General features: G+C 50.9%; 15 protein-coding genes. 5 read left to right on the top strand and 10 right to left on the bottom strand.

The window, feature by feature from the left end; translation table 11 throughout:
• Positions 1-195: 195 nt before the first annotated feature.
• From ACN28R_RS08675 to rluE, 8 genes are all read right to left on the bottom strand, one after another.
• Complete coding sequence (locus ACN28R_RS08675; RefSeq protein WP_048639047.1) at positions 196-1317, bottom strand: ribosomal protein uL16 3-hydroxylase; 1122 nt, start codon at positions 1315-1317, stop codon at positions 196-198.
• Between the two features lie 66 nt (positions 1318-1383).
• Entirely contained in the window at positions 1384-2910 is a 1527-nt protein-coding gene (gene phoQ / locus ACN28R_RS08670) for a two-component system sensor histidine kinase PhoQ (protein WP_082153081.1), read from the bottom strand.
• Positions 2903-3595, bottom strand: a complete 693-nt coding sequence (gene phoP / locus ACN28R_RS08665; RefSeq protein WP_048639046.1) for a two-component system response regulator PhoP — start codon at positions 3593-3595, stop codon at positions 2903-2905. Before phoP ends, phoQ begins: the two co-directional genes overlap by 8 nt.
• 284 nt (positions 3596-3879) lie before the next feature.
• The gene (purB, locus tag ACN28R_RS08660; protein WP_095834168.1) at positions 3880-5250 is read right to left on the bottom strand and encodes an adenylosuccinate lyase; all 1371 of its coding nucleotides are present in this window, start codon (positions 5248-5250) and stop codon (positions 3880-3882) included.
• A 165-nt stretch (positions 5251-5415) separates the two neighbouring features.
• The gene (gene hflD, locus ACN28R_RS08655) at positions 5416-6042 is read right to left on the bottom strand and encodes a high frequency lysogenization protein HflD (protein WP_095834167.1); all 627 of its coding nucleotides are present in this window, start codon (positions 6040-6042) and stop codon (positions 5416-5418) included.
• Positions 6043-6044: 2 nt separating this feature from the next.
• A complete protein-coding gene (gene mnmA / locus ACN28R_RS08650) occupies positions 6045-7151 on the bottom strand; it encodes a tRNA 2-thiouridine(34) synthase MnmA (protein WP_095834166.1) in 1107 nt (368 codons plus the stop codon).
• A 178-nt stretch (positions 7152-7329) separates the two neighbouring features.
• A complete protein-coding gene (locus ACN28R_RS08645) occupies positions 7330-7776 on the bottom strand; it encodes an NUDIX domain-containing protein (protein WP_048639042.1) in 447 nt (148 codons plus the stop codon).
• Complete coding sequence (rluE, locus tag ACN28R_RS08640) at positions 7769-8422, bottom strand: 23S rRNA pseudouridine(2457) synthase RluE (RefSeq protein WP_095834165.1); 654 nt, start codon at positions 8420-8422, stop codon at positions 7769-7771. The genes ACN28R_RS08645 and rluE overlap by 8 nt, the downstream gene beginning before the upstream one ends.
• Positions 8423-8523: 101 nt before the next feature.
• Here rluE and icd point away from each other — a divergent pair, with 101 nt between their 5' ends.
• From icd to ACN28R_RS08625, 3 genes are all read left to right on the top strand, one after another.
• Positions 8524-9777 (top strand): NADP-dependent isocitrate dehydrogenase, encoded by a 1254-nt coding sequence (gene icd, locus ACN28R_RS08635; RefSeq protein WP_048639040.1) that lies wholly within the window; start codon positions 8524-8526, stop codon positions 9775-9777.
• 235 nt (positions 9778-10012) lie between these two features.
• Positions 10013-11185: an MFS transporter gene (locus ACN28R_RS08630; protein WP_095834164.1), complete on the top strand. Its 1173-nt coding sequence runs from the start codon at positions 10013-10015 to the stop codon at positions 11183-11185.
• Positions 11186-11622: 437 nt separating this feature from the next.
• On the top strand, positions 11623-11880 hold the full coding sequence (locus ACN28R_RS08625; RefSeq protein WP_072065895.1) for a hypothetical protein: 258 nt from the start codon (positions 11623-11625) through the stop codon (positions 11878-11880).
• A gap of 126 nt (positions 11881-12006) precedes the next feature.
• Here the strand turns inward: ACN28R_RS08625 and ACN28R_RS08620 are convergent, their stop codons facing one another.
• Both ACN28R_RS08620 and ACN28R_RS08615 read right to left on the bottom strand, forming a co-directional pair.
• Entirely contained in the window at positions 12007-12549 is a 543-nt protein-coding gene (locus ACN28R_RS08620) for an NADPH-dependent FMN reductase (RefSeq protein WP_095834163.1), read from the bottom strand.
• A gap of 104 nt (positions 12550-12653) precedes the next feature.
• The gene (locus ACN28R_RS08615; protein ID WP_048639037.1) at positions 12654-14045 is read right to left on the bottom strand and encodes an NAD-dependent succinate-semialdehyde dehydrogenase; all 1392 of its coding nucleotides are present in this window, start codon (positions 14043-14045) and stop codon (positions 12654-12656) included.
• A 269-nt stretch (positions 14046-14314) separates the two neighbouring features.
• Here ACN28R_RS08615 and ACN28R_RS08610 point away from each other — a divergent pair, with 269 nt between their 5' ends.
• Together ACN28R_RS08610 and ACN28R_RS08605 are read left to right on the top strand one after the other, a co-directional pair.
• Complete coding sequence (locus tag ACN28R_RS08610) at positions 14315-15061, top strand: IclR family transcriptional regulator (protein WP_048639036.1); 747 nt, start codon at positions 14315-14317, stop codon at positions 15059-15061.
• Between the two features lie 289 nt (positions 15062-15350).
• Positions 15351-17519: a putative bifunctional diguanylate cyclase/phosphodiesterase gene (locus tag ACN28R_RS08605; protein ID WP_095834162.1), complete on the top strand. Its 2169-nt coding sequence runs from the start codon at positions 15351-15353 to the stop codon at positions 17517-17519.
• Positions 17520-17622: the final 103 nt, after the last annotated feature.

Genomic DNA, 17622 nt, shown 5'->3' with positions numbered 1-17622 from the left:
TAAAAAAGAAGGCGGGAATCCCCGCCTGATTTTGATGACAATTCCTCTCTTCCATCCCTCGTCATCCCCGCGCAGGCGGGGATCTACTTTCAGTTCGTGCGTTGATCTCAGGAAGATTCCTGCCTACGCAGGAATGACGGATTCAGCCTTACCAAGGCTACCGTGTCAGATGTTTGAACGCTGACCATTGACGCCTTAATCGGCAAAATACCAATAACCGTTGTTAATCAATACGGTTAACCGGGTCAGGAATGCCGGGTCTTCCAGCGCGTCGGCCAGCATAGCGGCATTAATCTCATAATTTTCGGCCAGCGTCAAAAGCGCCTGCGTGTGCGGGCTGTCAATTTTTTCACCGTTGACGAAACAGCTGTCGCCGACGCACAGTACGCGCAAACCGCCCAGCCGCCGTAATGTCTCGCCCTGTTGCAGGAAATCATATATTTCCTCGGCCCGGTAGGGCGGCTCCGGCGGCGCGAGATCGAGCTCATGGCGGGACTGTGAAATAAATTCACCGAACCAGTTTTGAAAATGCTCTGGCTGTTGAACCAATTCCAGCATCATTTTCTGCAAGCGATCCAGCTCCTGCGGCAGCACCGTTGCCGGGTGTTCACGGGAAGAAATATCCGGATCGCTGTAGCGATGGCTGCCTAGCTCGCGGGAGAGCACATAGTCGGCGAAACCGCTGACCAGTTCACGAGCGTTCGGGGCGCGAAAACCTACCGAATAATTGAGCGAATCTTGCAGTGAGTAGCCCTCATGCGGGAAGCCCGGCGGAATATACAGGATATCGCCCGGTTCCATTTCTTCATCAATGATGGGGTCGAAAGGATCGACCTGAAGCAGGTCCGGGTGCGGACAATGCTGTTTCATCGGTATTTTGGCGCCGACGCGCCAGCGGCGACGGCCCGTTCCCTGAATAATAAACACGTCGTACTGGTCCAGATGCGGACCAACGCCGCCGCCGGGAACCGAAAAGGAGATCATCAGATCGTCAAGGCGCCAGTCAGGTAACTGGCGGAAAGGGCGCATCAACGCGGTAGAGGGCTCGTGCCAGTGATCGACGGCCTGCACCAGCAGCGACCAGTTGTTTTCGCCCAGGTGGTCGAAACTTTCAAACGGGCCATGGCTGACCTGCCAGCGCCCGTCCTGATGGCTAATCAACCGGCTATCAACTTCATTTTCCAACGCCAGACCGGCTAGCTCATCCGGCGAGATTGGATCGATAAAATTATTAAAACCGTGTTTGATGATGACCGGATGCTTTTGCCAGTGGTGGGCAAAAAACGCCGGCCAGTCGAGATTGAGCTGATAGTCCATACCATATCTTCCAGAAAACGAGACTGGCTGCAATTATAGCGGAAGCGCGATTAGCTGTACTGACTTTCATAGCTCATTCTGAGCAGGATTCTGACGAGAGAAGATAGCCTCGACGCGCGCGCCCCCCAACGTACTGTCGCTAATGATGATCTCGCCTTGATATTGTTCAATAATCTCCGCGGCAACCGACAGGCCGATCCCCTGGCCGGGCCGTAGCCTGTCGACGCGCTGGCCGCGTTGAAAAATCACTTCCCGCTTGCTTGCCGGAATACCGGGGCCGTCATCATCAATGATCAAATGCAGTTTATGGTCGGAATATTGCGCGCTAATCTCGACAAACTCCAGGCAGTACTTGCAGGCGTTATCCAGAATGTTGCCCATAATTTCCATAAAGTCGTTCTTTTCGCCAATGAAGGTTAGCTCGGGGGAGATATCCAGCGTCAGCACCACCCCTTTGCGCTGGTAAACCTTATTCAACGCCGAACAGAGCCCGTCCAGCAGCGCCGGGACGGAATGAAGCTCACGCATCAACATATGATGTTCGGAACGAACGCTGGCGCGATGCAGATAATAACCAATCTGTTGTGAAATTCTGCTGATCTGCGCCAGCATGATGGGTTCAGCCTGATCGATGTTGATCTCCTTGCCGGTGCGCAATGCCCGCAACGTAGTTTGTAAAACCGCCAGCGGCGTTTTCAGACTGTGGGTGAGATCGGTCAGGGTCGTGCGGTATTTGTGATAACGCTGGCGCTCGTTATTCAACAGAATGTTCAGGTTTTTCACCAGGCTGAACAATTCACGCGGCGGATTTTCATCCAACTGTTCGCGGGTGCCGTTTTCCAGTTCGGCAATCTGCCTGACCAGGTGTTTGATCGGCCGCAGGCTCCAGTGCGCGCCGAGCCAGAGCAGGGGAAGAACTAGAATGAGGTTGGCCATGAAAACATAGCTAAACCATTCCCAGACGATGTCTTCCTGCTGCAACTCCTGCGGGATACGGTCTATTACCACGATGGTCAATGGCGGGAGATGCTCCGTGCGCGGATAAACATTAACGGCGACGGAATGCGTCAGCGTGTGTGAATAGACGCTATTAAGCGCTCTGAGACTACTCAGCAGGAGCGTGTTCTCTTTCAGTACGGAACTGCTGGTACTGCTATCAATATCCAATTCATGGTAGGCCGTTTTTTCCAGCCACTCCGGGTTGATCAGCCCTTCCAACTGGGGAACCGCTTTTTCACGCCAGAGTATTTTTCCTTGCTGGTCGTAAATCAACACCAGCGTGGGAAAATTGATATCAATATCCGGTGGTGTGGCGATGGTTAATTGGTCGTCCCGCCACTGCGCCAGACTGTAAAACAGGTTACTTTCGCCGCGCAGCAGCCGGAAAGAGGTTTTATCGAAATTGACGCTGTAGCCGATAATCGCCACGATGCCGTAAGACAACGATAACGCCAGGACGATGGCGACGGTCGCGAGTAAGAAACGGACGCGTAGCGAAAAAGGAAATTTTTTATGCAAGGTTTCCTGGCCGTCACGCTTTGGGCCGTCGCTTGCGACGTTGGAAACCGCTGCCGGTGATTTTTTATCACTCATTTTGTGCCTGACAGGCGTCGATGTCGAAACGATAGCCCTGACCACGGACCGTGGTGATGACGTCGGCTGACCCCGCGTTCTGTATTTTTTTACGTAAACGTCCCATTAACACATCGATGGTATGACTTTCGCGCAGCTCTGCATCCGGATACAACTGTAGCATCAGCGACTCCTTGCTGACGACTTTTCCATTGTTGCGGATCAGGGTTTCGATGATGGTGTATTCAAACGCGGTCAGCTTGACCGGGGCTCCTTTAATCATCACTTCGCGCCGCGATAGATCGATTTCAAACGGTGAAATGCTGACGATCTGCGAGGCCAGCCCGCTGTTACGACGCATCAATGCCTGTAGACGGGCAACGACTTCCTCCATATGAAACGGCTTGGTGACGTAATCATCCGCCCCGGCTTCCAGCACCGCCACCTTGTCTTGCCAGCCTTCCCGCGCTGTCAGCACGAGAATGGGCAGTTTGAACTGCTGCGAACGCCAGCGGCGGATCATGCTCATGCCATCTTCATCCGGTAGCCCGAGATCGACAATGGCGATATCCGGCGAGTGTTCGAGCAAAAAATAGTCGGCTTCTTTGGCTCCCGCTGCCGCATCAACCTGATGTCCCATCTCATTCATTTGCACGGTAAGGTGATGGCGTAATAAAACGTTATCTTCGACGACCAGAATGCGCATCGCTATTTCCTCTGTTCCCCTGTCAAACAGGCAAGGCGGTATATAAAAGCACCGCTTGCATATCATAGTCATACGCAAGCGGAATTAATTATATTATTTGATTTTTATCCGACCAATTATCCATATGGATAATAAACAGGGAATAAACAGGCAAGAGAAGAGAAAAGGGCGAGTATCATGACCGGTGAACTTCTCACCCTTTGAGCCGGGGATACGGAAAGGACATCCCCGTTTCCCCGGCGTCCGGTTCGGGCAAGCAACCAAAGGTTGTCACCCGAGCGGGGTTATTTCAGGTCGTCGACCATTTGAATGGCGCGGCCAATATAATTTGCCGGCGTCAGCGTTTTCAGCCGCGCTTTTTCTGCTTCCGGCAGCGCCAGGCCGTCGATGAATGCCTGAATGCCTGCCGCGTCAACGCGTTTGCCGCGGGTCAGCTCTTTCAGTTTTTCATAAGGTTTTTCAATGCCGTAGCGACGCATCACGGTTTGAATCGGCTCCGCCAGGACTTCCCAGTTGTGATCCAGCTCTTCGCGCAGATGGTCGCGGTTAACTTCCAGCTTGCTGATGCCTTTTAACGTTGACTGATAGGCGATCAGCGCATAGCCCACGCCCACGCCCAGGTTGCGCAGCACCGTTGAGTCGGTCAGGTCGCGCTGCCAGCGGGATACCGGCAGTTTGCCGGCTAAATGGCCTAAAACGGCATTGGCTAAGCCCAGGTTGCCTTCCGAGTTCTCGAAATCAATCGGGTTGACTTTATGCGGCATGGTGGAAGAACCGATTTCGCCGGCGATGGTTTTCTGTTTGAAGTGGTTCAGGGCAATGTAACCCCAGATATCGCGGTCGAAGTCGATCAGAATGGTATTAAAGCGGGCGATGCAGTCGAACAACTCCGCGATGTAGTCATGCGGTTCGATCTGCGTGGTGTAGGGGTTCCAGGCGATGCCCAGCGAAGTGACGAAACTTTCGCTGAACCGGTGCCAGTCAATTTCCGGGTAGGCCGCAAGGTGTGCGTTGTAGTTGCCTACCGCGCCATTAATCTTGCCCAGAATTTCAACCTGCTGAAGCTGGCGGTATTGGCGCTCCATCCGGTAGGTCACATTGGCGAACTCTTTGCCGATGGTGGATGGCGTGGCGGGTTGCCCGTGCGTGCGCGACAGCAGCGGAATGTCGCGATATTGCTGGGACAAGTCGGCCAGTGCGTCAATGATTTTACGCCACTGGGGAAGAATAACGTCATGACGCGCCGTATTCAGCATCAGCGCATGAGACAGGTTGTTGATATCTTCCGAGGTACAGGCGAAGTGAATAAATTCGCTGACGGCGTGCAGCGAGGGAACGGCGGCGACTTTTTCCTTCAGAAAATACTCGACGGCCTTAACGTCATGGTTGGTGGTGCGCTCGATGGTTTTAATGCGCGCCGCGTCCTGTTCATTGAATTCGGCGACAATTTTATCGAGGAAAGCGTTTGCGTCGGCATCAAATGCAGGAACTTCCTGGATTTCTGCGCAGGCCGCCAACTTTTGCAGCCAACGTACTTCAACCTGTACGCGGAATTTCAGTAAACCGAATTCGCTGAAAATAGCGCGTAACGAGCTGACTTTATCGCCGTAGCGGCCATCTATCGGGGAAACGGCGGTCAGTGAGGATAATTCCATCGCAAGCAACTCCTGGATTGGTTTTAATAACAATAAATAACTCGTTCATGCCGTCGGCAAACATCTCGATTCTCGTCATCCCCGACTGTGCGGGGATGGGATCTGCTTGCGCGGGAAGATATCGCTTTTGTAGATATGGCGATTAGCGCGCAGATTAATCGTTTGTCAGCAACGTGCCAATATCTGTTTCGCTTCTTTCACCAGTTGACCGCGGGAGAACATCAGTTGCAGGCGTCCGCCGCCAATCTGCTGCCATAACACCGCAGAACGGATACCGGCCAGGAGCGCCGCGCGCACTTTGGCCTGAATCTGGCTGTTTTTCAGTATCTCTGGTGAACCAGTAACCTGAATACGTGGCCCCAGCGTACTGATAACATCGACATAAATACCGGCCAGCGCGCTAACGATCGTATCAGAGAGCAGTTCAAAATGCTCCAACTGACGCTCCAACTGACCGATGCGCTTACCTAACTCATCAAGCGCTGATTTTTTGCCATGCAGTTTACGCTCCAGCGTAATCAGGCTGAAGGTATAACGCGACAACTCGGCTCCCGAGCCTTTACCGCCGCTATTCAATATGGCCAGCAAAGTTTCCAGCCCGGTTTTCAGGTTGCCTTCCGCATCGCCATAAACCGCAAGCGTCGATGCCGGGTTTACCACCAGAATACTGTTGAGCGACGTGTGCAGAATCTCATTGTCGCAGTTGCCGGTGTGGGCCAACTGTTGCACCAGTTGGGCGGACTGGCAGACACCTGCAAGCGCCAATGTAATGTCATGATAATTCTTGGCCACGGTTACTCCTGTAAACGCTCTTCAATGATGCCGCCCCCCAGGCAAATATCGCCCAGATAGAAAACGGCGGACTGACCGGGGGTGACGGCGGCGACCGGTTCATCAAAGCGCACGGTTATATGGTCTTCCCCCAGCGGAGTGACGGTGCAGGGAATGTCCGCCTGACGATAACGGGTCTTTACTACGCAGCGAAATTCTTCGGTCAGCGGTTGACGATCGACCCAATGCAACTGCTGGGCGATTAAGCCGTAGGACATCAGGCGAGGGTGCTCGTGTCCCTGCGCGACATAGAGGATGTTGTTTGCTACGTCCTTATCTACGACGTACCAGGGATCTTCTCCGCCATCTTTGACGCCGCCGATCCCCAGCCCTTTACGCTGACCTAATGTGTGGTACATCAGCCCCTGGTGTTGTCCCATCGACTTGTTGTCGTCAACCGATAAGATCGGCCCAGGCTGTGCGGGCAGGTAGCGGGAGAGAAACTCGGTGAATTTTCGTTCGCCGATAAAGCAAATGCCGGTGGAGTCTTTCTTTTTGGCGGTCGCCAACTCCAGTTGCTCGGCGATTGCGCGGACCTGCGGTTTTTCCAATTCGCCCACCGGGAATAGACTCTGCGCGATCTGCTCATGGCTGAGCGTATAGAGGAAATAACTCTGGTCCTTATTGCCGTCCAATCCGCGCAGCAAACGGCTTTTGCCGTCAACGTCCTGACGGCGGACATAGTGGCCGGTGGCGATGTAATCCGCGCCCAGATCTTCGGCCGCGAATTCAAGAAACGCTTTGAATTTAATTTCTTTATTGCACAGGATATCGGGATTAGGCGTGCGGCCTGCTTTATATTCCGCCAGGAACAGTTCAAAGACGTTATCCCAGTATTCGGCGGCGAAATTGACGGTATGCAGCTCAATGCCGAGTTTGTCGCAGACGGCCTGCGCGTCAGCAAGATCGGCTGCCGCGGAGCAATACTCGGTATCGTCGTCCTCTTCCCAGTTTTTCATAAACAGGCCTTCGACATGATAGCCCTGTTGCTGCAACAGGTAAGCGGAAACGGATGAATCAACACCGCCGGACATACCGACAATCACTTTTTTCTGGCTGTTATCTGACATGGAAATCTCACGACCTGAATACTTAATACCCGTCGACTTTCAAGCCGCAGGAGCGTTGGTTTTGCCTCCGGCCCCTTCAACCCGAAATCTATTGGGTATGACATTAAAGCGAAAAACAAGCGGCGTATTTTATCATGTTGCGACCGGGGCTGCACCGCTATTCCTGATAGGTTACCCGCTAAAATGGCCAGTTGAACGCGCTAAGTAGCGTTAACGGATAACGCTCAGGCCGCTGATAGCAACGAATGCTCTCTGCGACTAACGGAGAGCGCAACTGATTCGAGTCGAGGATTTCTTGCGCCGTCAGCCAGCGGCAGCATTCAATATCGCTGTCATGGGGCTGCGTTTCCATCTGATAGGGCAGATCAAGGGCGAAACAAAAACGCAGGAATGGCGTTTGATCGGGGGCGATCCATTGGTGTAGTTGCAGAAAACTCTGCGGCGCCGCCTGAATCCCCGTTTCTTCCCACAGCTCCCGGCTGGCCGCCTGAATCAGTGTTTCATTGGCTTCCAGATGTCCTGCGGGTTGGTTCCACAGCAGTTTGTCGTTAATCAACTCTTCAACCACCAGAAAATGGTCTTCGGCCTGGACTACGCAGGCAACGGTAACGTGCGGCTTAAACATCAGCGATCTCCTTCCATTCTCCGGGGGACAGATTCTCCACGGTCTGATCGGCCATGCCATAGCGGATCAAACGTAGCGTGGGGTAACCTATATTCGCCGTCATGCGTCTGACCTGACGATTACGGCCTTCATGCAGGGTGATTTTCAGCCAACTGACGGGAATGTTTTTTCGCTCCCGAATCGGCGGGACGCGTTCCCACAGCCAGTCAGGCTCCGGTACTATTTCGGCGCCGGCGGGTAAAGTTTTGCCGTCTTTAAGCTCAAGGCCGGTTCTGAACCGGGAAAGCGCGGCTTCGTCAGGAATGCCTTCTACCTGGGCATAATAGGTTTTCGCTGTTTTATGGGCCGGGTCAGTAAGCTTAGATTGAAGTTTTCCATCATTAGTGAGGATCATCAGCCCTTCGCTATCACGGTCTAAACGGCCGGCCGCGTAGACGCCGCGAATCGGGATATAGTCTTTCAGCGTTGAACGGCCAGCTTCATCCGTAAACTGAGGCAGTACGTCAAAGGGTTTATTGAACAAGACGATACGTCGGGGCTCCTCATCATTGCGTTTCTTCGCCGGTCGCGAGCTGAATCGTTTAACTCGGTGATTTTTAACAGGGAATTTATTCATCATCTTTATAGCCGCGGATAACAAAAGCATTATACTCGAAAAGGTTTGCGATTGGCGCGGGCTAAATATTCAAGTAGTATCGACTCACATCTTACAAGTCATTAACAAAATTGCGCTCGAAGGAGAGGTTAATGGAAAGCAAAGTAGTAGTACCGACAGCGGGTCAAAAGATCACGGTTGATGCTCAAGGCAAGTTGAACGTTCCCAATAATCCGGTGATCCCGTTTATTGAAGGGGACGGCATCGGCGTTGATGTTACGCCGGCCATGATCGATGTTGTTAACGCCGCAGTAAAAAAAGCCTATCAGGGCAAACGCGCAATTTCCTGGATGGAAATTTATACCGGCGAAAAATCAACGCAGATTTATGGTAAAGACGTTTGGCTGCCGGAAGAAACGCTGGATTTGATTCGCGAATATCGTGTGGCGATCAAAGGCCCGTTAACGACGCCGGTTGGCGGCGGCATCCGCTCTCTGAACGTCGCCTTGCGTCAGCAACTGGATCTCTATATCTGTTTGCGTCCGGTTCGCTATTACGAAGGCACGCCGAGCCCGGTAAAACACCCGGAATTGACCGATATGGTGATCTTCCGCGAAAACGCCGAAGACATCTATGCCGGTATTGAATGGAAAGCGGACTCTGCGGAAGCGGATAAAGTCATCAAGTTTCTGCGCGATGAAATGGGCGTAAATAAAATCCGTTTCCCGCAACATTGCGGCATCGGCATCAAACCCTGTTCCGAAGAAGGAACGAAACGCCTGGTCCGCGCGGCGATTGAATATGCCATCACCAACGATCGTGACTCGCTCACGCTGGTGCATAAAGGCAATATCATGAAATTCACCGAAGGCGCCTTTAAAGACTGGGGCTACCAGTTGGCGCGTGAAGAGTTCGGCGGTGAACTGATTGATGGCGGGCCGTGGGTTAAAATCAAGAACCCGAACAGCGGTAAAGATATCATCGTTAAAGACGTGATTGCCGATGCGTTTTTACAACAGATTCTGCTGCGCCCGGCCGAATATGATGTTATCGCCTGTATGAACCTGAACGGCGACTATATTTCCGATGCGCTGGCCGCGCAGGTCGGCGGTATCGGTATTGCCCCGGGCGCCAATATCGGTGATGAATGTGCGCTGTTTGAAGCCACCCACGGCACCGCGCCGAAGTATGCCGGTCAGGATAAAGTGAACCCAGGTTCCATTATTCTGTCAGCGGAAATGATGCTGCGTCATCTGCAATGGTTCGAAGCCGCCGACCTGATTGTTAAAGGCGTTGAGGGTGCGATCAAGAACAAGACCGTGACCTACGATTTCGAACGTCTGATGGAAGGCGCTAAACTGCGGAAATGTAGCGAGTTCGCGCAGGATATCATCGATAACATGTAAGTACGATTTTTCGCTGCCTCCACTTCCAGCAGGGGCCATTTCGGCCCCTATGTTTTGCCAGTAAACCGTTTTTCCACAAAAATCACCCTGTTTTTGTATTAACCATCGTCCAATCGTTTCCCCGGTTGTTTTTGTCGTTATTTTCTCGATCGGTAATCCGGTTGTCTCTGGCTATCTATCCCTCAATCTGGCGTGATATCTTCATCCATTCGGTTAAACCAGCATTGAAAGAATCATGAACTTTTCTTTTGATAAATATCAGCAGCATTACTTCACCTTTATGATGATTATCGCCGCATCGCTGGTGGGATTGATAACGGGTTACACCTTGCCGCTTATCAGCCTGCGTCTAGCTGCGCTGGGGCACGGGGCGGCATTGTTAGGCGTGATTTCAGCGCTTCCGGCTGCCGGGATGTTTATTTCATCGTTCATTACTCCCGCGCTGACGCGGCGAATGAACGTGAAAATATTGCTGATTCTGAGTCTGTTGGTTCTCTCCGTCTCAACCGTGGCGTCATGCCTTTTGAGCAACCCATGGTTATTGATTCTTCCGCGTCTGATGACGGGGCTGGCCAGCGGAGTTGTGATTGTCATTGGCGAAAGCTGGATCACCGGTGCGGCATCGGATCGCTACAAGGCGACATTCACCGGTATTTACACCTCTGCGTTTACCGGATTTCAACTGATGGGGCCGTTGCTGATTGTGGCTGGTGCCGCCTACGAAGCGTTCGCGGCTTGGTCCATCGGTATAGCAACCGCGGTATGTGCATTGATGATTGTTCTGTGCCGCGACATTACGCGTTCGGAAGGGACGGCGCCGGGCTCCTATCGCCGCATATTGAAAACGGTGACGGCCATTGCCGTGGGCGTGCTCTGTTTTTCCTTCTTCGATGCCAGCGTATTATCGTTATTTCCGCTTTATGGTATGGCAAACGGATTGACGGAACAAACCGCGGCTCTTCTGGTTACCGTTATTTTCCTGGGGGATGCGCTGCTACAACCCATTATGGGGTGGATGGCTGATAAATTCGGCGTCAGGCGCGTTCATATCAGCTGTGGAGTCATATTTTGCATCCTGCTGACTCTGGTGCCGCTAACGTTCAACTCTTTGCATATGATGTTCCTTAACTGCTTTATCCTGGGGGCCGTTGCCGGCGCGATCTATACGCTTTCGCTTGTTCGCGCGGGAAAACGTTTTTCCGGGCAGAAACTCATTGTCGTCAATTCTGTTTTCGGCGTTGTCTGGGGCGCGGGGAGCATCTCGGGGCCCGCGCTGACCGGTGTCGTCGTGTCTTTTATGGGTTACAGCGGGCTCATTTTTTGTCTTGTCGGCATAGGATTGATTTTTCTGGCAGCGCAGTATTTGTCCGCCAGTGAGCAACATCCAGTTCCGACAACCAGCCAGTGATCCAGAGTCGAAACCGGTTTCGGCTCTGCATGCTGGTTACGTTGCGGCGCCTGATTTTTCTCGACGCGATAAAGTATCGATATGATGGCACGGGGCGAGATCGGATTTTATCAGCCTGGAGGTTTGTTCTAAAATTGGGATCATCATTGGTAAAAAATACCATTTCGTATCCCGCGCCGTATTTTATCCTGTGAAATGCCGGACATAGCCTGTTTATTATTTGATTTGTGATGATTATCAAAAAGCCTAATAAGATTTTGCATTTTATGGGTTCATCTTATTCTGCTGACGATCCTGTAGAAACGTGGGATTAGATTGATCTAAATCACAATCCACCGGTATACAATTTGCTCTTATGAAAATCCCGTTGTGGGAAAAGTGCTCCATAGATTATGTTTCATAAAGGCATGCTAATGGCTGTATGCCGCGGAGGATGTATGTCAGTAATACGCACGTGTATGAGTCTTTTTGGTGGTGATACGGTAATTGTTCGTTGTTCTAATTCGTTTGATCTTGAGATGATTAATGGTTCGCATACAACGGGCTCGCAGAATAAAACCGCTACACAAGACGCTATTAGCGTGAGTGCTAAGGGTGAAGTCTATTTAACGGTTCCTTATACTGGTGATTGGGATTTAATCATCCATGCAAAGAATGATACTCCCGAACATTCGATAAGTTATTTCCCTGCGTAAATTGGTTTAACTTTATATAGTGATCAGCATAATATAGTGGTCAGCATATTTGACGAGTATTACCGATGTCGGTTGGTGCTTTTCCGGTGTATATGCTGACCTGTTTTTACCGCAACTGATTCACGATTACGCTTTGCTGATGGTATCTGCTAACGCTGATATCTGTTGTGATATCAATCCCTTAATTTTTTCGTCGATAAGATTGCCGTCTGCGTCGAAACTGTCGCTATAGGCGTTTGAGAACACTTCAGGCTTATTCAACGGATGTAAATCAAGAAATACGCATACCTGACGCAAATGGTACTGCGCGCGCGATGTTCCCATTCCGCCGCCGGAGCCCATTATTGCCACAGGTTTTCCTGCCAGTAATGTTTTATCTTCATCACGTGACAGCCAATCAAGAATGTTCTTTAACGCCGGCGCCATAGAATAATTGTATTCGGTGCAGGCAAGAACCAGTCCATCGGCTTTTTTGACCTGCTGGATGATGCGTTGAACCGACTCGGGCTGGGTAGAGATGTCTGCATTATAAAATGGTACGTCGCTTAAGTCGGCAATATCCAGCGATACATTCGCAGGTAATACCGACTGTGCTGCGCGCAGTAACCCTTTATTCGTCGATTTCTGACGTAAGCTGCCTGAAATACCGACGAGATTAATATTTTCCATAGTATTTCCTTATGGTTAAGTTCGGTTATTAAAAAAAAGACCTGTAATTGAATTTTCACCAAGAAAATATCGCATACAGGTCATCATATCAGTAACTAGAAAATTTAGAACTCGGCATCAATGTCAACGATGTTGACCAGTTTATGGTTAACAAATTCTTTGATGCCCAATCCAATTAATTCACGTCCATAACCAGAACGACGGACGCCGCCGAACGGGAGATCGGCTTTAACCATGGTTGGGTGGTTAACAAAGATCATCCCGGTGGAGATCTGCTTGGCGACTTCCGCGCCGTGTTTCGCATCCTGAGTGAAGACTGAGCCGCCTAAACCGAACGGGGAGTCATTGGCGATACGGATGGCATCGGCTTCGTTCTTGGCGCGGAAAAGCATAGATACCGGGCCAAAAAACTCCATTGAATAGGCCGGGTTGTCCGGCGTGATATTGGTCAGAATTGTCGGTTGGACAAACGCGCCATTATCCGGAACTTTTGGGCCGACTTCGGTTGCCGTCGCGCCATGATCCACGGCGAATTTAATCTTCTCTTTCACTTCATCGGCCGCTTTCTGTGAAGACAGCGGGGCAAGCGTGGTTTCGGAAGACATAGGGTCGCCTGCACGTAATGCGGCCACGCCATCGGTATATAGCTTGAGGAAGTCGTCATAGACCTCATCAACGATGATCATCCGTTTAGATGACACGCACACTTGTCCGCCGTTCCAGTGACGTCCGAATACCGCCCATTTTGCGGTTTTTGCCAACTCGGCATCGGCCAGTACGACGAAAGCATCGGCGCCGCCGAGTTCAAGCGTCGATTTTTTAAGCGCCTTAGCCGCCTGCTGCGCAACAAGCGCGCCGGCATCTTCGGAACCGGTAAGGGCAACCCCGTGAACCCGTGGGTCGTTAAGGATGGATTCAATCTGAGAACGAGTGGCATACAGATTCTTAAACCCACCTGCCGGCAAACCTGCTTCAAGCATCAGGCGTTCAAAACGCGCGGCGGACTGCGGCACGTTGGAAGCATGTTTCAACAGGACGGTATTACCGGCAGACAATTGCGGGGCAATGATGCGGGCGATCTGGTAATAAGGGAAATTCCAGGGCTCGATCGCGAGCAGCACGCCAAGCGGTTCGTGATAGACAACGGCATCCCCTTCCGCGGGGTTGGCGACCGGGAGTTTTTCCGGCGCCAGCAAGGATTCGGCATTTTTTGCATAATATTCAAAAATCTGGGCGGATAGTTCAACCTCGGCCTTTGCCTCGGTAAACAGTTTACCCATTTCCAGCGTTAACAGCTTCGCAAGCTCGTCGCTGTCTTTACGCAGCAGATCGGCCGCCCGTTGCATAATGGCGCGCCGTTCGGCGAATGAGGTGTTTTTCCATGTCTGAAAAGTAGCATGTGCATGTTCAATCGCTGATGAAACTTCTGCGTCTGTCGCATCAGGGAAAGTTTTAATCAGTTCCCCGGTGTAAGGATTCGTCGTGGCATATGCCATGTTAGTTCTCCTTTATCTATGGAATAGGGTGCAGCCTGAAAGCTGAAATACATCCAAATAAATTGTGGTAAGGCACAATATCGAGGTATGCATTCATACCGGAATAAGCCGCGCATACCTGATTTTAGTTATGTATTTTTGCAAAGTCACATCAATCTTATGACGTAATTTTAACTTTGCATCAACATAAAATCATAATACGCTTATTTTAATCCAATACAATATCATCCACATTGTGGTACGGTTTTGAAATGTTTCCAGGGCGAACGATGAGTAAAAAAAACCAGAAAATTCAGGTGATATCGCGAGCCGCAAGCATTCTGCGCGCACTGGGATGCGAGGGTATCAGCCTGGGAGCGCTCGCGTCACGAACGAATTTACCCCGTTCGACGGTTCAGCGTATCGTTGATGCGCTGAAAGAGGAGAACCTGGTCGAGGGGGGCGAATCCGGCGTCCGCCTTGGATGGGGCATCAATGAACTGGCAAAAATGTCCTACTCGAACGTGGCGGCCCAACTGCGTCGCCCGTTGGAGAGGGTGTTTGAGATGACGCATGAAACGGTGGATCTCTCGACGATTTATGGCATTGAGGCTTATTGCCTCGATCGCATTGTCTCTGACCAGGTCGTTCGAATTGTGCCGGCGTCCGATCGACCGAAACCGCTCTATGCCATGGCGAGCGGTAAGGCCATTTTAGCCAATATGGATGATGATGCGATTATCTGCCTGTTTAAGCAGGGTATGCCCGCGTTGACCCGTAACACCATTACATCCATCGACACCTTGCTGGAAGAGCTTCATCAGGTTAGAACCTATGGTTTCGCGTTTGATTATCAGGAACATGCCGAAGGCATTTGCGCCATTGGCATCCCGCTGAAAGCGCATTGCTGCACTCCCCATGCAATTTCTGTCGTCGTCCCGTCCTTTCGTTTTGAGTCCCGCCTGCCGCTAATAAAAGAGGCGCTAGTTCAAGTAAAAGCATCATGTGAATCAATTCTGAGTGGTTATCAGTCTTGATACTCAAGCGACGCTTCAATTTTACCTGAAGAAAAGTTAAATATATTTAATATTTACAGGTGTTATTATCACGACCGCTGATAAGCGGTAGGGTGTTTTTTTGTTTTAATAATCTGATGGTTATGTGTTTTTTTGCTATATTTATGAAAGTGCCAGATATTTTCTTTGTTTCATGGCGTTGTTTTTTTGTTCATATTGTTCTATCTCGTTACATAGTTAGTTCAATTTACACGTCAAAATCTTATGTTTTAATCCAGACGTTAAAACAACGGATACTATAGGGGGACTCATGAGCCGTACTCCAATAGTTAAAGATGAAATGCATCGTCTTGCTGCTCTTCATGAGTATGACATTAAACACGTATTGTTTGATCCCGTTCTCGACAAGCTGATTACTCTGGCGTCAAACATTTTTAATGTACCTATTGTTTTGGTCTCTCTGTTGGAATCAGAACGGCAACTGCTCGCGGCGGGGCTCGGCGTCTCATTTACTGAAACGCCAATAGAGATTGCGTTTTGTTCGCACGTGATTCACAGAGAAGGCATCCTGGTTATTCCCGATGCGAGTAAAGATCCGCAATTCAAAGATAACCCGTTGGTTACGGGCGAGCCTCATCTGCGCTTTTATGCGGGCATGCCGTTACGGACCCTATCCGGGTACGCTATTGGCGCGCTATGCATTATCGATATCAAACCACGGTTAGCCTTCAGCGTCAGAGATGAACATAATCTGCAGGATTTGGCCACGCTGGTCATGGATAGGCTGGAGGCGAGGCGGCTTAATCTGGCGCGCAAGGCAGGGCAGGCGGTTTTTGAAAAAATAGCCAGAACCTCTACTGATGCCGTTATCTGCGTCAACAAACAGGGTATTATCACGTTTTGGAACCCTTCCGCGCAAAAAATGTTGGGATATGCTGACGGCGAGATTATCGGACGTAGCGTCGATACCGTTATTCCAGACTATTTGCTCATGCAGTTCACGCGGTTAGCTACAGATAAGGCATTGTTGGCTAAGGGCGTCACGCTGGAATTAAATGTACGGGCCAAAAGCGGCGTTTTGTTTCTTGTCGAGTTGTCCATAGTGATGTGGACAAATCACGACGGCGTGAGTTATGGCGTTATTTTGCACGACGCGAAGGAACGCCGGCGTAACGAGGAACGATTATTTTTACTGGCGCATATGGATCCGCTAACCGGATTGGCCAATCGGGCCTTATTGTCCTCAAACCTGGAGCAGGCGCTGAAAAAGGAATCGGTCGCCTGCATCATGCTGATCGATCTGGATGGCTTCAAGAATATTAACGACAGTCTGGGGCATGCCAGCGGCGATGATATTCTGGTCAGCGTAGCAAGGAAAATACAGAGGAAAGTCCGCGCGGGCGACTTGGTGGCTCGCATGGGAGGGGATGAGTTCGCCTTGTTGTTCCCCGGTATGGGCGACCGGGAGGTCGCGGCCACCATTGCCGAGCAGATCGTCCATGAAATTTCTCAAACCATGGTTACTGGCGATAATCCGATCAATATCAGCGCCAGCGTTGGAATAGTGTTTTACCCCCGCCATGGTCTTACCGTTCAGGAACTGCTGACCAGCGCGGATCTGGCGCTGTTCCAGGCTAAAGCCGAAGGACGCAACTGCTACCGTTTTTTTACCAGCGTGTTACGTGAAAATTTTCAAGCCTGGCATGCATTTCAGTCAGAGTTTGCGCGGGCTTATGAAAAAAATGAATTTGAAGTGTTTTATCAACCACTGGTCAGCCTGTCGAATAATGAGATTGTGGGGGCGGAAGCGTTGTTACGTTGGCGTCATCCCCAAAAAGGGTTGCTTGGCCCGAGTGCGTTTCTCCCCGCGTTGGAGAGCGGCAACTGGGCTGAGTGTATTGGCGATTGGATTATGTTGACCGCCTGCAAGCAGGCCGCCGAATGGAACAATGCCGGCGCGAAAGATTTTCGGATTAGCGTTAACCTGTTCAGCGCGCAGTTCCGTTCCGGCACCTTGTCGCAAAAGATCGCGGATATTCTGAACCAGACCGGCTTACCGGCAAGCTCGCTTGAGGTGGAAATCACGGAAAACATCATCCTGCGTCATGATCAAAATATGCTGCAGCCGCTGTATGCATTGCGGGATGCCGGGATCGGTATCGCGTTTGATGATTACGGTACCGGCTACGCTTCTCTCAGCGTGTTAAAAAACTATCCGGTAACGCGCCTTAAAATTGATCAAACGTTTGTTCGCACCATGTGTGAATCACCGACGGATGCGGCCATTGTTTGGGCGATAATCTATCTTGGCAAAAGCTTTGGGCTGGGCGTTATTGCCGAAGGCGTTGAAACGCTGGAACCCTGCGAACAACTACGCAGCCGAGGGTGTGATGAAGCTCAGGGATACCTGTTCGGACATCCGATGTCCGCGAAGGATTTTACTAAACTGTTGAAATCAAGTCACCGACTCGCCGGCTAATCATGCGCTGTTTAACCTCAATACCGCTGCAATTCGTGAAAGAAGCAAAAGTGGAATTAGATCGGATAAAACCGCAACATATTTCATCAATGAATGCAACAAT

This window comes from Brenneria goodwinii, from assembly GCF_002291445.1.
Lineage (GTDB): Bacteria > Pseudomonadota > Gammaproteobacteria > Enterobacterales > Enterobacteriaceae > Brenneria > Brenneria goodwinii.
This window is presented reverse-complemented; position numbering and strand designations above follow the sequence as displayed.

Coding starts and splice junctions, on each gene's coding strand:
- ACN28R_RS08645 (WP_048639042.1), bottom strand. CDS start 7,776: ATGTTTAAGCCGCACGTTACCGTTGCCTGCGTAGTCCAGGCCGAAGAC.
- purB (WP_095834168.1), bottom strand. CDS start 5,250: ATGGAATTATCCTCACTGACCGCCGTTTCCCCGATAGATGGCCGCTAC.
- mnmA (WP_095834166.1), bottom strand. CDS start 7,151: ATGTCAGATAACAGCCAGAAAAAAGTGATTGTCGGTATGTCCGGCGGT.
- ACN28R_RS08675 (WP_048639047.1), bottom strand. CDS start 1,317: ATGGACTATCAGCTCAATCTCGACTGGCCGGCGTTTTTTGCCCACCAC.
- icd (WP_048639040.1), top strand. CDS start 8,524: ATGGAAAGCAAAGTAGTAGTACCGACAGCGGGTCAAAAGATCACGGTT.
- rluE (WP_095834165.1), bottom strand. CDS start 8,422: ATGCTTTTGTTATCCGCGGCTATAAAGATGATGAATAAATTCCCTGTT.
- phoP (WP_048639046.1), bottom strand. CDS start 3,595: ATGCGCATTCTGGTCGTCGAAGATAACGTTTTATTACGCCATCACCTT.
- ACN28R_RS08620 (WP_095834163.1), bottom strand. CDS start 12,549: ATGGAAAATATTAATCTCGTCGGTATTTCAGGCAGCTTACGTCAGAAA.
- ACN28R_RS08630 (WP_095834164.1), top strand. CDS start 10,013: ATGAACTTTTCTTTTGATAAATATCAGCAGCATTACTTCACCTTTATG.
- ACN28R_RS08625 (WP_072065895.1), top strand. CDS start 11,623: ATGTCAGTAATACGCACGTGTATGAGTCTTTTTGGTGGTGATACGGTA.
- ACN28R_RS08615 (WP_048639037.1), bottom strand. CDS start 14,045: ATGGCATATGCCACGACGAATCCTTACACCGGGGAACTGATTAAAACT.
- ACN28R_RS08605 (WP_095834162.1), top strand. CDS start 15,351: ATGAGCCGTACTCCAATAGTTAAAGATGAAATGCATCGTCTTGCTGCT.
- ACN28R_RS08610 (WP_048639036.1), top strand. CDS start 14,315: ATGAGTAAAAAAAACCAGAAAATTCAGGTGATATCGCGAGCCGCAAGC.
- phoQ (WP_082153081.1), bottom strand. CDS start 2,910: ATGAGTGATAAAAAATCACCGGCAGCGGTTTCCAACGTCGCAAGCGAC.